The organism is Bordetella tumulicola (assembly GCF_054779135.1).
Genome location: NZ_BAAGYU010000010.1, coordinates 370,789 through 383,485, shown reverse-complemented (window position 1 = coordinate 383,485; position 12,697 = coordinate 370,789). Strand labels below are relative to the sequence as shown.

12 protein-coding genes are annotated in these 12,697 nt (G+C 60.6%); 3 read left to right on the top strand and 9 right to left on the bottom strand.

All coding sequences use genetic code 11. The annotated features are described in order from the left end of the window. Positions 1-51: 51 nt before the first annotated feature. From ACYVDM_RS19015 to ACYVDM_RS18975, 9 genes are all read right to left on the bottom strand, one after another. Positions 52-774: a DUF3306 domain-containing protein gene (locus ACYVDM_RS19015; RefSeq protein ID WP_415787742.1), complete on the bottom strand. Its 723-nt coding sequence runs from the start codon at positions 772-774 to the stop codon at positions 52-54. After that, on the bottom strand, positions 771-1,331 hold the full coding sequence (locus tag ACYVDM_RS19010) for a DUF3305 domain-containing protein (RefSeq protein ID WP_415787741.1): 561 nt from the start codon (positions 1,329-1,331) through the stop codon (positions 771-773). Before ACYVDM_RS19010 ends, ACYVDM_RS19015 begins: the two co-directional genes overlap by 4 nt. A 13-nt stretch (positions 1,332-1,344) precedes the next feature. Then, positions 1,345-2,433 (bottom strand): iron-sulfur cluster carrier protein ApbC, encoded by a 1,089-nt coding sequence (gene apbC / locus ACYVDM_RS19005; protein ID WP_415787739.1) that lies wholly within the window; start codon positions 2,431-2,433, stop codon positions 1,345-1,347. Between the two features lie 224 nt (positions 2,434-2,657). Then, the gene (locus ACYVDM_RS19000; protein ID WP_415787737.1) at positions 2,658-5,318 is read right to left on the bottom strand and encodes a helix-turn-helix transcriptional regulator; all 2,661 of its coding nucleotides are present in this window, start codon (positions 5,316-5,318) and stop codon (positions 2,658-2,660) included. A gap of 166 nt (positions 5,319-5,484) precedes the next feature. After that, a complete protein-coding gene (locus ACYVDM_RS18995) occupies positions 5,485-6,198 on the bottom strand; it encodes an NAD(P)H-dependent oxidoreductase (protein WP_415787735.1) in 714 nt (237 codons plus the stop codon). 7 nt (positions 6,199-6,205) lie between these two features. Continuing rightward, the gene (locus tag ACYVDM_RS18990; RefSeq protein WP_415787733.1) at positions 6,206-6,925 is read right to left on the bottom strand and encodes an enoyl-CoA hydratase-related protein; all 720 of its coding nucleotides are present in this window, start codon (positions 6,923-6,925) and stop codon (positions 6,206-6,208) included. A gap of 9 nt (positions 6,926-6,934) precedes the next feature. Continuing rightward, on the bottom strand, positions 6,935-8,146 hold the full coding sequence (locus ACYVDM_RS18985) for a CaiB/BaiF CoA transferase family protein (RefSeq protein ID WP_415787731.1): 1,212 nt from the start codon (positions 8,144-8,146) through the stop codon (positions 6,935-6,937). Then, a complete protein-coding gene (locus ACYVDM_RS18980; RefSeq protein WP_415787729.1) occupies positions 8,143-8,997 on the bottom strand; it encodes an enoyl-CoA hydratase/isomerase family protein in 855 nt (284 codons plus the stop codon). Before ACYVDM_RS18980 ends, ACYVDM_RS18985 begins: the two co-directional genes overlap by 4 nt. Positions 8,998-9,009: 12 nt before the next feature. Next, complete coding sequence (locus ACYVDM_RS18975; protein ID WP_415787727.1) at positions 9,010-10,038, bottom strand: Bug family tripartite tricarboxylate transporter substrate binding protein; 1,029 nt, start codon at positions 10,036-10,038, stop codon at positions 9,010-9,012. A gap of 200 nt (positions 10,039-10,238) precedes the next feature. Between ACYVDM_RS18975 and mobA the strand changes: the two genes are divergently transcribed. From mobA to mobB, 3 genes are read left to right on the top strand one after another with little or no spacing between them, the layout of a single operon-like run. Then, on the top strand, positions 10,239-10,832 hold the full coding sequence (gene mobA, locus ACYVDM_RS18970; RefSeq protein ID WP_415788852.1) for a molybdenum cofactor guanylyltransferase MobA: 594 nt from the start codon (positions 10,239-10,241) through the stop codon (positions 10,830-10,832). Further along, positions 10,829-12,121 carry a molybdopterin molybdotransferase MoeA gene (gene moeA / locus ACYVDM_RS18965; protein ID WP_415787725.1) on the top strand — a complete coding sequence of 431 codons (1,293 nt, stop codon included), beginning with the start codon at positions 10,829-10,831 and terminating at the stop codon, positions 12,119-12,121. The genes mobA and moeA overlap by 4 nt, the downstream gene beginning before the upstream one ends. 19 nt (positions 12,122-12,140) lie before the next feature. Next, positions 12,141-12,671 (top strand): molybdopterin-guanine dinucleotide biosynthesis protein B, encoded by a 531-nt coding sequence (gene mobB / locus ACYVDM_RS18960; RefSeq protein WP_415787723.1) that lies wholly within the window; start codon positions 12,141-12,143, stop codon positions 12,669-12,671. Positions 12,672-12,697 lie beyond the last annotated feature (26 nt).

Below are 12,697 nucleotides of genomic sequence, written 5' to 3'. Positions count from 1 at the left end.
CAGGAAAGGGTTTTACCGCGCCGCCACGATGGGTGACGACGCCACGCGGCCTTAGCGTGGTGGGATCGGCGGGGTGTCATCCGCGGCTGGCTCAGAGAGATCGGATGCTGGCGTGGGCGCTGCTACGGATCGGGCGTCGACGGTACCCGCATCGTCGCCCGGCGCCGCTTGCTCAGCCCCTGCGGGCAACTCAACCTGGTTCTCGCTCGCCTCGATCGTCGCTCCCTCGGTGGGCAATACGCCGTTACCGTCTTCGGCGGAGTCAAACATGTTCAGAGCATGGGCGCTGACCATTCGTCGCAACATCGGCGCCGGCAACGGCTCCATGTTCGAATAATCGTCGATATAGGTATCCAACCGGTCCATCACATTGTAGTGCGGGTCTGAAAACAGCTTTTTCAACGCCGCATTTTTCACATCGGGCGCGACTTGCCGCGAGACGAAAGGCGCGAAATCGGACTCTTTCGTCAGCGCCTGCACATCCTCCAGAGTCAGCGGCGGCGGATCGGCCTGGGCCGATGGATCCGCAGGGGGCACCGAAGCACGTTCTATCCGCCCGGGGGCAGGCTGCAAGGCATCCGCCTGTCGTTCTTTGAGGGGAGACTCGTCCGTCTGCCCTGACTGCTGTGCAGACGGCATACCGCCAGCGGCGACATCAAGCTCCGTCGACGTCTCCTGTGACAGACGATCCTCGTCTCGCGACACACCCTCGCGAGCCTCGGTCTTTCGGCGCGACCATCGATGTAGAAAGCCTGCCCGGTCAGCCGAGGTCATGACGATCCCTCACCACGAAACTTCTTTTGTGTTGAGACCGACGCCGGATTACCGAAGCGATCCTGCAAAGATTGAAAGCTGGCCGGACGTTTGCGCCGTTTGGGCTCGGGCACATAATGCGCTGCGATAAAGGCATTCAACCACTGCACCACCGCTTGCGGCGCCGGCACTTGCTCAACAGTTTCCTGCGCATCCAGCCAGCGGCCCGCATCGTGATAACTGAGCGTCACGATTTCCGGTCGGGCCTGCGGCTCGCCGCCATCCTCGGCATCGTGCATACGCCACAACACAAACCAACAGGGTGCGGACGTCGTTGCGTTCAACACGTAGCCTTCGGCATCATCCTTGAACAAACGCACGGTATAACCCGGATGTAGCCAACGCTCTTGCGTATCGTCTTTATATAAAAGCCGCGCCGTCGATCCAAACGTCGATTCGTTGACGACGACGTCATCCAGTACCCAACGCCATTCCTGCCAACGGCTCATCGGACCGATAATGCGCTCTTTGCGCATAATCACGGCCACTTCCAGGCTAACAGGTAAGGAATCGCTCATGATCTTCCGTCTGCTATGTCGCCCGGCTGATCGAAATTGCCGACAGCTTCGAAGAATGATCTTTGGCCATGGCCGCAACGGACACCGCGACCTGACGCGCCACGGATTTGTACAAACCGGCGACTTCGCCATCCGGATCCGCGACAACGGAGGGCTGGCCACCATCGGCCTGCAAACGGATGTTGATGTCCAACGGTAACGCGCCCAAATAGGGCAAGTTGTAATCCGCCGCCATTTTCTGGCCTCCGCCCGTACCAAATATATGTTCGGCGTGACCGCATTGGCTACAGATATGAACAGCCATGTTTTCGACCACGCCCAAGATTGGCACACCGACCTTTTCAAACATTTTGACGCCCTTTCGCGCGTCCAGCAAGGCGATGTCCTGGGGCGTCGTGACGATCACGGCTCCGGTCACCGGCACTTTCTGGCTCAGCGAGAGATGAATATCGCCCGTGCCCGGCGGCATATCCACCACCAGATAATCCAGGTCTTTCCAGTTGGTTTGACGCAGAAGTTGCTCCAGCGCCTGCACCGCCATCGGGCCACGCCAGATCATGGCCTCGTCCGCATCCACCAGAAAACCAATGGACATGACCTGAATCCCATAGTTTTCCAGAGGCTCCATGGTATTACCGTCCTCGCTTTGTGGACGCGCGTCAATCCCCAACATCATGGATTGGCTGGGGCCATAAATATCGGCATCTAGCACGCCGACCCGGGCGCCCTCGCTAGCCAGGGCCAGCGCCAGGTTTACCGCGGTCGTGCTCTTGCCCACGCCGCCTTTGCCCGAGGCTACCGCAATCACGTTCTTGATGTTGGGCAACAACGCCACCCCTTTTTGGGCGGAATGCGCAGCGATCACCGAACGCACGTTGACAGATACATTCCCCACGCCAGGCACCGATTTGGCCGCCGCGATCAACGCGCCGCGAAACGCCGGGATCTGGCTTTTGGCCGGATAGCCCAGTTCCACATCGAACGCCACGTCAGCGCCATCGATCTGAAGGTTTTTTACGGCCTTGGGGTCTGCCAAGGGTTTGCCCGTATTAGGGTCATTGACGGCCTGCAAGGCCTGAAGCAAAGTATCGGAAGCGACCATGAGGGCTGTGGGGGAAAAGTCGGCAAAAAGAAGGGAAGGAAAGGCCGCTGTCGCGGCCGCTTCGAGTCATGTTAGCAGAGCCCCTTGCGTTGCCGCGTGAGGGCAGTCATACGCAGACGAATTGGATGGTCGGGGCTGAGCCGGACAGGTCGACCGGCTAGCGACCACGGGCTCGGGAAACATAGCCTGCCGAACTTCAAGAACCCGCCCGAGACTTGACACGCCTACTCGCGCATGCGTGCCACGACTTCATCCCGAGTGGCCACGCCGAGCTTGGAATAGATGTTGCTTAAGTGCCATTTGACGGTTTCTGGCGACAAACCCAGTTCGCGGGCGATTTTCTTGTTGGGTAGCGCCAAGGTCAACAAGCGCACGACTTCACGCTCGCGATCGGTAAGCTGCATCGCGGGCAATCGGCCTGACGGGCGCGCCGCTTCGGCGCCGGTCATGCCGCCGATGGCGGCCTGGGCCAATGGCCCTGCGCCAGCGACCGCACGCAATCGGTCGGCCTGGAATACCAACAAGGGGTCAAGCACACGGGAATTCAGCGCCAACGCGGCCAGTTCGGGAACGTCCGGATGGGCATCGAGCAGGCTGCGCACCAGGCCCAGCCGATGGCCGATTTCCAACCCTTTTACGGTAGCCTCGTGAGCCGCCCGTAAGTTGCCCATGGCGCGCTCGATCGCACCCAACTGAAAATACAGGGCCGCCACACGGCGATTACGGCCGCGCTGCACACAGACATCAAGCAGCACCAGGATCTTTCCACGAGCATCCAGCAGGCGGCCCTCGTGCAGACATCGCAGGATATCGGCGCGGTCGGCGACCACGGAGATTTCACTCAGGACGCTGGATTCGACCTCGGCATGCTTGGCGCGCAGCACGCCGATCTCATTCCAGCATGCATCGGCCTGCGGACCATGCCCGCAACGCAGGTGCAGCCTGAATTGTTCGAGCAAGCCATATGAAAGCAGGCGGTCCAGGCCGCGCTGGCGAGCATAGCCGTCCAGCCTGCGCACGACGACCAACGCCTCTTGCATCTTGCCTTTCAGCGCCAGAGTACGGCTGAGCACCAACATGACACGCAACAAGGTGTCCGGCCACGCGAGACGCTCGAATTCTCGCAAACGACTGCGCAGCAACAAGACTTCATCCAGGTTGCCAAGTTCGTAAAGCACCTCACACAGCAAGCCGGTAGCCAGCCCAAGCGTATCGGCGGCCGCCTCGTCGCGTTTCTCGCATTCGTAAAGCACGTCGCGATACAAATGCTCGGCAGCAGTCATCTGGCCTTCAAGCGCCAGGCTGAAACCCACCATGCAGCGGCCCGTCAGCACGCCGAACGGTGTGCTCATGGGGGCTCGGCCCCGCTCCTGCCCCGCTTGAATGGCACGTGCCTGGGCGTATTCGTTGCGGTAGATATGTATCCACGAAAGTACGTTGCGCCCGCCGGCCAGCGCGATATCTTCCACGTGCGGCGGCGGTACCTGCAAATGCGGGAACAACTCCATAGCTAGGCCCATGTCGTCGGAATGCACCGCCAACAGCCCTCGAATCACCAGGATGCGATACCGGACGGATGCGTCGAAACCGTCCTTTGCGCCATCCAGCATGTCCAGTTCGCCACGGCAATCGTCGAACCGATGCTGCAGCAGCGCCAATAGAGCTCGCCATACTCTCAAACCCGGTCGGACCGCGACGTGCTCAGGAGAGCACTGGAGAATCACGTCCGACAGTTGCCGCCAATCACCAATGCGGAACAATTCGCCGGCATAGCGTTCAACCATGGCCGCAGCGTGATCCATATCGCCACAAACCACCGCGTGCACCACGGCGCGCACGCGCTGGCCACGCCGGGCGAACTCGTTGCTGGCGGCACGATGCACTTTTGCCTGCTCGCGCTCGTCCAGCCGTGAAAAATGCATCGACAGTAATGCCTTCAAGGGAGCCTGGAGGCGCCATTCGGCCACGCCATACGGCCCCGTCTGATTCGACACAAAACCAATCTCGGCGCGCCATCGCTGAAGCATCGCCACGCAATCGTCCACAGCCATTGTGCACAATGCGGCGCACAGCTCGGCATCGACGTCTTCTAGTATAGACAGCAGCGTCAGACGCCGTACATCTTCGGGATGCAGGCGTTCCAGCACTTGGTGCTGCAAGTAGGCAAGCGCCTCTTGTGGCAGGCGCGACGGCCCGTCGTGGATAGCACTTTGATCTCGTTGATACGCTCGCAATAGAAAATGCAGCCCGCCGCACCACCCCGCCGACACGGCGTGCCAATCGGCCTCGATCCGCGCCGGCACGATATCCAGACACGCCTTCGCCCAGTCTCTGATCTCGTCCGGTGTCCATTGCAAATCACCAGGGTCGACCTCGAGCACATTGCCATAGGCCCTGAGGCGGCCCAGCGACAGCGCGGGAGGCTCGCGGCCGGCAAATACGCATTGCAGCCCAGCGGGGCAATAATCGAGCAGTGGCTGCAAGACACGCAATTCTTCCGGATGCCGTAGTGCATGCAAGTTATCGAAGACAATGACAATGGGCTGGCGCCAAGTGGCTGCGGCTCGTACCAGCGCCACTGACAGATAGGACATGGCCTCGCCGTGGTCCGAAGGAAAGGGGTTCGGGAACAAGGACGCGATTGCGGGATCGAGCGCGACACAACGCTGCACCAGCGTGGACACCAACCCCAATGGGCTCAGTTCGCTGCCCTGCACCCAAATGACCGCCGCGCCGTTGCTACGTAGGCGCCCCGCCCACGTCTGCAATAGCAGGGTTTTTCCGCTGGCGGCGGGGCCAGTCAGTACGATGCAACGTCGATCTGGTAGACGGCCAAGTGCGTCGACCAGGCGTTGGGGCGCCCATACACCAGTGGGCGTGGGCATTACGACAGACCGCTGGGCACCGCCACTAGAGGGGGCATTTGGAGTCCGGTGCATGCTCGAATAAGGAGGAAGCTCTTGGGGGCCCGGCGGCCGGTGCGCAGGAACCATGAAGCGTCCCATCATAGGAGCCGGCCACAAACACCGTCAACCAACGCGACGCGTGCCTTCAAACATCAGGCAAAGGCCGGAAGAACTCGTCGAAGGCGTCCAGCGACGGAAAACGGAGTATGCGACGGCCTTCCAGGCTGCCGACCTGCGCATCCAGCGCATCCAGTACTTGGGCACGCGCTTCTGCCGTTACATAGGGCACGTGATAAGCAATGAACGGCTCGTAGACCTGATAACCTACGTAGCCCAAGGTGCCCTGCAACAAGTGCCGCAGCATGCCCATGGACAACTCGCCATGAATGGCGTCTTTGCCGAACATGTGCTCGCGTCCGCCCAGCGAGGTCAACACCAACGCGCGCTTGCCTGCCATACCCGCACGGTCGTAAACGCGCCTGCCACCGTAGAAGGTTCCTGAGAGGAACACGCGGTCGATCCAGCCTTTCATCATGGCCGGCATCGAGAACCAGAACACCGGGAACGCCAGTACCAGCAGGTCCGCGGCCAGTACCGCTTCGACCTCTTCGACGATATCCGACGCCAGTGTGCCGCTGGACCACCCATGACGCTGTTCAAGCGAATAGACCAGGTGACCGGGATCGCGACGGTCGCGAAAATCCTCGGCACTGGCCACCGGATTGAACCCCTTGGCGTAAAGGTCCGATATCGAAACCTGCCACCCCGCCTGCTGCAGGGCGGCGCGTGCGCGGTCGACCATGGCGTTCACGAATGATTGAGGTTCGGGATGCGCATAGACAATATGAGCCTTTTTCATACGACGTTCATCTCCGAGGGTTGGCTTTGCCACGCTTGATCAGCGCGGTATTGATGGCGTCGATCTCTTCATCGATACGTTGACGCACTTCATACTGCGGCGACAGCCAACGCTTGATTCGGCCATAGGCGGCGCTGGATTTCGCGGCCAGTCGAGCGGCGCGCTCGACAGCGCTGTCCGCGATATGGTCCGACGTATCAAGTTCGGTCACCCATCCCCAATCATAAGCATCCTGTCCGCTGATCGGTTCTCCGGCCAGCAGCATCCGCTTGGCGCGCGCCGGTCCTATACATTGCGCCAACAACAGGCTGCTGCCGGCCTCCGGCGCAATTTCGAGGTCGATAAACGGCATATGGATCCGCGCATCGTGGGTGCAGATAATCCAGTCGGCGTGCAGCAATAACGTCGCGCCTATGCCTACCGCCCAGCCATGTACCGCCACCACCAGCGGTTTGTGCAGGCCGGCCAGCGCGTGCAGAAAACGCGGCACAGGGTCGCCGGCGCACTGAGGCCAAGCCGCGAACGCCTGCAGATCGTGGCCCGCGCAGAATCCATCACCCGTGCCTGCCAACATGACAGCGCCTATATCGGGTGCATGCTCAGCACGCAACAGCAAGCCTGCCATGCGTTCGAACATATCCATGTCCAGTGCATTGCGCTTCTCAGGCCGGTTGATCAGCACGCGCAATACATCGCCGTCCTGTTCTTCAATGATGGTTCGCGACATGGTGCCGCCTTATATGACGCCATCGCGCTGCAGCTCTTGCAACTGATCCGCGCTCAAGCCCAGTTGATCGACAAGTATGCGTTCGTTGTCCCATCCCATGTCGCCGCCTGAGCGGGAAACGCGGCAGTCGTCATTGCGAAAACGCGGCACCACACCCGGCATGCGCACTTCGCCGAACTCGTGATCAGGCACGGTTTGCAAAAACGCACGGGCTCGTACTTGGGGGTCGTTCACCATCTGGCATGCCGAATAAACCGGCGCTACCGTGCCTTCATGGAGGCGAAAGCGTTCCAATACGTCGTCTAGGTCATGGGCACCGAACCAATCTTTGAAAATTTGATTGACTGCCTGCGCATGCAGGCAGCGATTGCGGTTGCCCTGGAAGCGGGTATCGGACAGTAGGTCTTCACGGCCAATCGCCCGGCAATTGGCCAAGAACAGTGCATCAGTACTGCCCGAAAGCGACACCCACTGCCCATCACGAGTCTGATAGACACCGGTGGGGGCGGCATACTGGCTGACGTTGCCCGACCGCTCTTGGGACTTGTCCAACAAGTCATACTGCATGGGAAGAAAGTCCAGAAGTTTGATCGTGGCCTCGGTCAGGGACAGGTCGATCTCTTCGCCCGGGGCATGGGGATCGGCAGCCCGCTTCCACAAGGCCGCCATCACGCCCAGCGCACCGAATAGTCCGCCAATAGAATCGCCTATTGGAAAACCGACATGCATAGGTGCGCCATCGGGTTCGCCCGTAATGTATGTCATGCCGCCCATCGCCTCGAAGATGCGCGCAAAGCCCGGCCGGTCGGCATACGGACCCGTCTGCCCGAACGCGGTGGCGCGTAACACGACCAATCGAGGTTGCTCACGCCACAGCGTGTCCATGTCCAGTCCCCATTTTTCCAGCGTGCCGGGGCGGAAGTTCTCTATCAGTACATCGCAATCGCGCAATAGCGACTTGAATATCTCCTGGCCGCGCGGTTTGCGCAGATCCAGGGATAGCAGGCGCTTGTCACGGTTAACGACCTTCCACCACAACGACTTACCGTCTTTGAAAGGAGGAAAATTGCGTAACCCATCGCCCACGCGCGGCAATTCGATCTTGATGACCTCTGCGCCATAGTCCGATAACAATGCCGCCGCAGAAGGCGCGGCCACGATGGTAGCCAGATCTATCACTTTCAAGCCTGCGAGCGGCCCCGTTCGTTGCCCCGTTGTCACTGCTGATCTCCCGATTCCATAGAGCCACTGTCGCGCTCCCAGTCATAAAGCGCCGGCCTTTTCTCCAGGAAGGCAGCGATAGCCTGCCGGTGATAACCGGTAGACATGGCCACGGCCTGTGTATAGGCTTCGGCGGCACCCAATGTGTCGTAGTCAGCGTCTAGGCTTTGATTCAAAAGCTTTTTCGTCATGCCCATCGCGTCCCCCGATGCCCGGCTCAGTGCTCGAGCCATGGCGCGAGCACGCTGCAGCAAAAGGTCCGGTGTATGCAACTCGTGGATCATGCCCATATGCAGCGCCTGCTGAGCACTGACTTTGCGGCCCGTCAGCATCATGTCGCGGGCGGCGGTGACGCCCACGATACGAGGCAGCAGATAAACCGCGCCGAAGTCTGGCGTCAGCCCCAAGCGAGCGAACGACATACTGAATACCGCGCGAGTCGACGCCAGGATGAAGTCCGCGTGCAGCGCCAAACTCAGTCCGCCACCGAACGCGCTGCCGTCCACAGCGGCAATCACCACCGCATCCAACGCTCGCAGACGCCGCAACCAGGCATTGGCATCAGCCAGCCTGGCACGCGTGGCGGCCGGTGTACGCACCGACTCGTCATCCCCCTGTAGGCGATCCTGCATCTCCTTGATGTTGCCGCCTGCACAGAAACTGCCGCCTGAGCCGGTGATCAGCAGAACCTTCACCGCGCGATTGTGCTCCACGACGGTCAGCATCTGTTTGTAGTCTTCGCGTAATTCAACTGAAAGTGGATTACGCGTATCGGGACGCTGATGGACGAACTCGGCGACATCATCCCGGATAAGCAGTGACGAAGCGCGCAGTGTCAGATCGAATGTCATGTCGATAGGCCGTCAGGTCTTGATGGATATGTGCAGATCGCTCACTAACCGTTCGATGCGTTCGCGCTGGGCTTGGAAGTACTGTGCCGCCTGATCGGAGGTGGTGTACTCGCCTTCTATACCCAGGCCATTAAGCGCTTCACGTACATCGGGCAGGTTGATCGCGGACTTGAGCTGATCGTTGAGCACCTGGATGACCGCTGGCGGGGTACCGGCCGGCGCGATCAACATGAACCAGGGAGCCAGGCCCTCGACTTCCGGCGCCACACCCAGTTCGCGGCCGGTAGGAATATCGGGCCTCAGTGTCGAACGCTTGGGCTCAGTCACCATTAATAGACGCACTGCGCCGCGTTCCAACATAGCGCGGATGGCAGCGTATTCCAACATGCCGAAGTCGACCTCATCAGATCCCAAGGCGACCGCCACGGGCCCGCCGCCCTTGTAAGGAACGGGCACGATCTTCATGCTGGCCGAATCGGCCAAGGTCATTCCAGCCAGGTGGGGGTTGCTACCCACCCCTTGATGTCCGAACGTGAGATTGCCGTGCTTCTTGCCATATTCGACGAACTCGGCATACGTCTTGACTGGCAGGGAACTGCGCACCACCAAGTACATGGGCGCGCGCCCCAACATGCTGACGGGCGTGAAATCCTTACCCGGGGAAAAGGCCACGCCTTCGAACATCAGCGGAAACGCGGTCGTAACCGCTGTGGCAAATCCCAGCACATAGCCATCGGCGTCCGAACGACACACATGGTCCATGGCAATCCGCGTCGCCGCACCGGGCTTGTTTTCTACGATAAATTGCTGCCCCATCGCATCGCCGAGCTTACGCGCCACGATGCGGGCAAACGCATCGGTGGCCGCCCCGGCGGCAAAACCCACGACAATGCGTATGGGTTGCTTGGGATAAGCGCCCTTTGCCCAGACTCGAACCGGGGATAGGCTGGTGCAAGCGGCACCTGCCGCTAGCAGCTGCAGCAGCGTGTTTCTGCGGCCCGCGTGAACGCGGTCCGATATGCTGGGTTGCTTGGCACTCATGATGTCAGTCTCCATCCGGATGGGGGTACTTCGACCCCTTTGTGCACTATTATGCGTATCCGCAGGCTCCCCCTCCCCACCCATATCGGGGGGCAAGCGCGGTGTCTGCGGCAACGGACAAGGTACGTCAGCTCGACAACGGGCTGGTCTATACTGGCTGGCAATCCGCGCTGCTGAACGCGGTTTTTTTATCGCGTGCCATGATCCATACTCAAGACATCACGGGCCTCATCCTCGCGGGCGGGCGAGGCAGCCGCATGGGCGGCGTAGACAAGGGGCTGCAAAGCTACCAAGGCATGCCCATGGCCTTGCATTCACTGATGCGCCTGGCCCCCCAGGTCGGCTGCGCCATGATCAACGCCAACCGCAACCTGGCCGCCTACGAGGCCATGGGGGTCCCCGTATGGCCCGATAACCTGCCTGATTTCGCCGGACCGCTAGCGGGACTGGCAGCCGGGCTGGAGCGCTGCGAAACCCCCTACCTCGTCACGGTACCCTGTGACTGTCCCCGCTTTCCTCTCGATTTGGTCGAACGCCTGGCCCAGGAGTTGGTCGACCACGATGCTGACATTGCCATGGCCGCCACACCGCAGGATGGCAAGCTACGTACCCAGCCGGTTTTCTGCCTGATGAAAACCTCGTTGCTCGGCAGCCTCCTCGAGTTTCTCCATAGCGGGCAGCGCAAAATTGACGTCTGGACAGCCCAACACCGCTGTATTGACGTGCGCTTTGACGATGCGCAAGCCTTTGCCGGCGCCAATACCCTGACCGAACTGCAACAACTCTCGTCATGACCCGCCCCTTGCCCCCCAGCCTGGCTTCCATCGTCTCCTGCATCAGCGGCTATGACCCCACTGCACTGCCGATTCCTCAAGCCCGTGCGTTTATCGATCAACTAGTACCGCGTATCAATGCCGTCGAGATGCTTCCCCTGCGTTCGGCCCTGGGCCGCGTGCTGGCACGCGATATCCTCTCGCATCTGAATGTCCCCGCGAATGACAACTCCGCCATGGACGGGTATGCCTTTGCCGGGCGCGAGTTGACGGAAAACGTCGATACCATCCTGCAGGTTGCGGGAGAGTTGTTAGCGGGCGATCAATCAGCCCCCTGCGTCGGTGCCGGACAGTGCGTGCGCATCATGACCGGTGCTGTGATGCCGGCTGGCCTGGATACCGTCGTTCCTCAAGAATTTATCCGCCAGGACGCCGATCGCATCATCATTCCCGCGAACGTCTTGCGCGCGGGCGACAACCGCCGCCTGGCGGGCGAAGACCTGGCCATCGGCGACAGCGCCTTGAAGGCCGGACGGATTTTGCGTCCCGCCGACATCGGCTTATTGGCCTCGCTGGGTCAGGCCGAAGTCCCTGTGCAACGACGCCTGCGCGTCGCCTTTTTTTCTACCGGCAACGAATTGCGTTCCGTGGGCGAGCCGCTCGACGAAGGCTGTGTCTACGACAGCAATCGCTACACGCTATGGAGCATGCTCCAGCGGCTGGGTGTCGAGGTACTGGATCTGGGCGTCGTGCGCGATGACCCGCAAGCCCTGGCCACAGCCTTCAGCAGCGCGGCCGCAAACGCAGATGCGGTGATTACCTCGGGAGGCGTCAGCGTAGGCGAGGCCGACTATACGAAAACCGTGATGGCGGAATTAGGGGACGTCCTGTTCTGGCGTATCGCCATGCGCCCCGGCCGGCCCATGGCAATCGGCCGCATTCGCGCCGATCATGGCGACGCCATTTTATTTGGCTTGCCAGGCAACCCGGTGGCTGTCATGGTGACGTTCTATGCGCTAGTACGCGATGCGTTATTGACCATGGCGGGCGCTACGCCTCAAACCCTGCCGTTACTGCGCTGCACAGCCGCGCAACCGATACGAAAAAAACCGGGGCGGACCGAATACCAGCGGACCATCGTGACGCCCTCTCCCGACGGAGGATGGCAAGCCAGCATTACCGGCTCACAAGGATCAGGGATTTTGCGCAGCATGAGCGAAGCCAATGGCTTGATGGTGCTCCACCATGAGCAAGGCAACATCGCCGCCGGTGAGCTCGTTGATGTTCTGCCGTTCGACAGCCTGATTTAACCCTGTTACGAGCTCGACAATGACAAGAATTATTGGTTTTGCCGGATGGAGCGGCGCGGGCAAGACCTCGTTGCTGACCAAGCTTATCCCCTGCCTGCAGGCTCGGGGCTATAGCGTCTCCACCCTAAAACACGCCCATCACGCCTTTGATATCGACACACCCGGTAAAGACTCGTTTCTGCATCGCGCATCGGGCGCAACGGAGGTCCTCGTTGCCTCGTCCGCACGCTGGGCGCTGATGCACGAGCTGCGGGGCGCCCCCGAGCCCGAGTTGGGCGAACTCCTCAACGCCATGAGCCCTGTTGATTTCATCCTGGTCGAGGGCTTCAAGCGCAACGCCCACATCAAAATCGAAGTCCATCGTCAGATTAACGAAAAACCCTGGCTGTACCCCGACGATCCCAGCATCGGCGCCATTGCCACCGATGTTGCCTCGGAAGATCACCCCTTGCCGCGTGTACCCCTAGATAACGTCGACGCCATTGCCGATCTGGTCGAGACGTTAGCCTGGCCGCTCGATGTCGCGATCGCCCGGCTGACAAATGCCTGAAGTCTCCCCTAATCGTCCATTCCCGC